Raw genomic sequence first — 3,028 nt, 5'->3', positions numbered from 1 at the left:
GGCGTAGTCGTCGGAGTGTTTCAGGTCGTAGACGGTGATCGTGCGGCCCTCGGCGGCTGCGGCCTTCTCGCCGTCGGCAAAACCGGCCAGCACCGCGTCGACCACGTCGTCGAACGACAGCCCACGATTGATGTGCAGCTCGGGGGCGAAGCGCACCTCGGCGTACACCACGTTGTCGGCGGCCAGGTCCTGTACGGACTCATAGGCGACCCGGTGCAGGGCTTCGGGGGTCTGCATCACCGCGACGGTGTGCGCAAACGGCTCGAGGTAGCGCTCGAGCGAGCCGCTGTAGGACCGGGTGTGAAACCAACGTCGCAGCTCGTCGATGTCGGAGGCGGGCAGGTCGTCGTAGCCGATCTGGCCGGCGATGTCGAGCACGGTGGCCGGGCGCAGCCCGCCGTCGAGGTGATCGTGGAGCAGCGCCTTGGGCGCCTGGCTGATCATGTCCAGGGTCAGCGGTGTCGTCATGGTGTGATCCGATCGATGATCAGGGGCCGTCGCGGTGGCGGCGTGTCGGCGACGCTCCAGCCGCCGTCCAGCTCGGCCATCGCGGCGTCGAAGCGTTGCGGGGTGTCGGTGTATAGCGTGAACAGCGGCTCGCCGGCGGCGACCGGTTCACCGGGGCGGCGGTGGATGCGGATGCCGGCACCGGGTTGCACCCGTTCGCCCGGGCGGGTCCTGCCCGCGCCGAGCCGCCACACCGTCATCCCTATCGCCATCGCGTCGATGTCGCCCATTGTGCCGCCCCGGTCGGCGGTCACGGTCTCCGAACACGCGCCCACCGGCAACGCCGCCGCCAAGTCGCCGCCCTGCGCGGCGACGAGCGCGCGGAATCGATCCATTGCGGTGCCGTCACCGAGGGTGGTTGCCGGATCGCGTGCGTCGACGCCGACGAGCTCGAGCATCTCGGTGGCCAGCGCCACGGTCAGCTGCACGACGTCGGGCGGTCCGCCGCCAGCCAGCACGTCGAGGGCTTCGGCGACTTCGAGCGCGTTGCCGACGGCGGCACCCAGCGGGCGGTTCATGTCGGTGAGCACGGCGTGGGTGGGCGTCTGATGCGCGGCGCCCAGCCGCACCATGGTCTGTGCCAACTCGCGGCACAGCGGTTCGGACTTCAGCAGCGCGCCGGAACCCACCTTGACGTCGAGCACCAATGCACTGGCGCCTTCGGCCAGCTTCTTGCTCATCACCGAACTGGCGATCAGCGGAAGCGACTCCACCGTGGCGGTGATGTCACGCAGTGCGTAGAGCTTGGCGTCGGCGGGTGCCAATCGGCCGGCCGCGAAGATGGCCGCGCCGATCTCGCGGAGCTGTTCGCGCAGCTGGCCGCTGGGCAGATCGGCTGTGAACCCGGCGATGGATTCCAGCTTGTCCAGGGTGCCGCCGGTGTGCCCGAGCCCGCGCCCGGATGCCTGCGGCACGGCGGCTCCGCATGCGGCGACGACACCGACAAGGGGCAGGGTGATCTTGTCCCCCACTCCGCCGGTGGAGTGCTTGTCGACGGTCAGAAGCGGCTTGCCATCCCGCTCCAGATCGCTGAAGTCCAACCGCTCGCCTGAGGCCAGCATCGCCGCGGTCCACTGGGCGGTCTCGGCGTGGTCCATGCCGCGCAGGTAAATCGCCATGAGCAGCGCTGCCATCTGTTCTTCGGCGATCCGCCCGTGGGTGTAGGCGTCGACGACCCATTCGATGGCGGCGTCGGAAAGCCGGCCGCCATCGCGTTTGGTCTTGATTACGGTGGGCGCGTCGAATGTGAAGCGGCTCACGGCTCTTTAGCAGGAAGGTGGTCGGGGCCGAACGCGTCGGGCAGCAGGTCGCCGAGCCGACGGGGTCCGCCGGGGTGGTCGATGAGCAGATCGGGCCCGCCGTGTTCCAACAACACTTGCCGGCACCGCCCGCACGGCGTCAGCAGCGTCCCGCTGGCGTCGACGCACACCAGCGCGAGCAGCCTGCCGCCGCCGGTCGAGCGCAGGGCGCTGACCACTCCGCATTCGGCACAGAGACCTAGGCCATATGAGACATTCTCCACATTGCATCCGGTGACCACGCGGCGATCGTCGACCAGTGCCGCCGCACCCACCCGCAACCGCGAATACGGCGCATAAGCTCGGTATGCTGCTTGGAGCGCCTTGTCCCGCAGCGTATTCCACTCAATTGCGTCGGTCATGTTAGCGATGCCCGCCATGTTGTGAACGCATTGGGCAGCCCCGTCCAGCCGTCGATCAACCCGCACGCCACCTTAACGTTGCCGCCGATGCGGGTGTCGCGGGCCGCTGAGCCGTTCATTCGACACGGCAAATGGGTCTAAATTGAATTGCCCGGCTACACATTGCGTGCCGGCACCATAACTGAGAGGCATCAATGACGACGACGTCTGCGAAGCCGGCACAAGGATCCTCGCGCCCGCGGCCGGTGCGGACCCTGTATCGCGGCGACCCCGGTATGTGGTCGTGGGTGCTGCACCGCATCACCGGCGCGACCATCTTCTTCTTTCTGTTCGTCCATGTGCTGGACACCGCGCTGGTGCGAGTGGGCCCGCAGACCTACAACGAGGTCATCGAGACCTACAAGTCGCCGATCGTGGGCGCGATGGAACTCGGGCTGGTGGCCGCGGTGCTGTACCACGCGCTGAACGGGGTGCGGGTCATCTTGATCGACTTCTGGTCGGAAGGCCCCCGCTATCAGCGGCTGATGCTGTGGGTCATCGGCGTCGTGTGGCTGCTTGTCATGGTTCCCGCGACGGTGGTGCTGGGCATCCACTTCCTCGGGCGGTTCGGATGAACGCGCCCCAGCCCGCCCCGGTATTGACCCGCAGCCACGACCGCCCCGCCGGCCTGGACAACCCGCGCGCACCCCGCCGGCGCTCAGGCATGCCCAACTTCGAGAAATACGCCTGGCTGTTCATGCGGTTCTCCGGCGTCGTGCTGGTGTTCTTGGCGCTCGGACACCTGTTCGTGATGCTGATGGCCGACGACGGCGTGTACCGCGTCGACTTCAACTACGTGGCCCAGCGCTGGCATTCGCCGTT

The 3,028-nt window shown here is 67.9% G+C and carries 3 protein-coding genes and 2 pseudogenes (1 of these 5 cut by a window edge); 2 read left to right on the top strand and 3 right to left on the bottom strand.

The features are described from left to right. From ACFE99_RS13975 to ACFE99_RS13965, 3 genes and pseudogenes are all read right to left on the bottom strand, one after another. Window positions 1-468, bottom strand: a pseudogene (locus tag ACFE99_RS13975) (adenosine deaminase family protein); it reaches 543 nt to the left of the window's first position. After that, entirely contained in the window at window positions 465-1,766 is a 1,302-nt protein-coding gene (locus ACFE99_RS13970) for a thymidine phosphorylase (protein ID WP_375486206.1), read from the bottom strand. The pseudogene ACFE99_RS13975 and the gene ACFE99_RS13970 overlap by 4 nt, the downstream one beginning before the upstream one ends. Continuing rightward, entirely contained in the window at window positions 1,763-2,167 is a 405-nt protein-coding gene (locus ACFE99_RS13965) for a cytidine deaminase (protein ID WP_375486204.1), read from the bottom strand. Before ACFE99_RS13965 ends, ACFE99_RS13970 begins: the two co-directional genes overlap by 4 nt. 275 nt (window positions 2,168-2,442) lie before the next feature. Here ACFE99_RS13965 and sdhC point away from each other — a divergent pair, with 275 nt between their 5' ends. Together sdhC and ACFE99_RS13955 are read left to right on the top strand one after the other, a co-directional pair. After that, complete coding sequence (sdhC, locus tag ACFE99_RS13960; RefSeq protein ID WP_375486228.1) at window positions 2,443-2,781, top strand: succinate dehydrogenase, cytochrome b556 subunit; 339 nt, start codon at window positions 2,443-2,445, stop codon at window positions 2,779-2,781. Next, window positions 2,778-3,028, top strand: a pseudogene (locus tag ACFE99_RS13955) (succinate dehydrogenase); the annotation flags it as partial. The gene sdhC and the pseudogene ACFE99_RS13955, both read left to right, overlap by 4 nt.

The organism is uncultured Mycobacterium sp., from assembly GCF_964249325.1.
Lineage (GTDB): Bacteria > Actinomycetota > Actinomycetes > Mycobacteriales > Mycobacteriaceae > Mycobacterium.
The sequence above is the reverse complement of the archived record's forward strand: the minus strand, read 5'-3'. Positions and strand labels throughout refer to the sequence as shown.

Coding starts and splice junctions, on each gene's coding strand:
- sdhC (WP_375486228.1), top strand. CDS start 2,443: ATGTGGTCGTGGGTGCTGCACCGCATCACCGGCGCGACCATCTTCTTC.
- ACFE99_RS13965 (WP_375486204.1), bottom strand. CDS start 2,167: ATGACCGACGCAATTGAGTGGAATACGCTGCGGGACAAGGCGCTCCAA.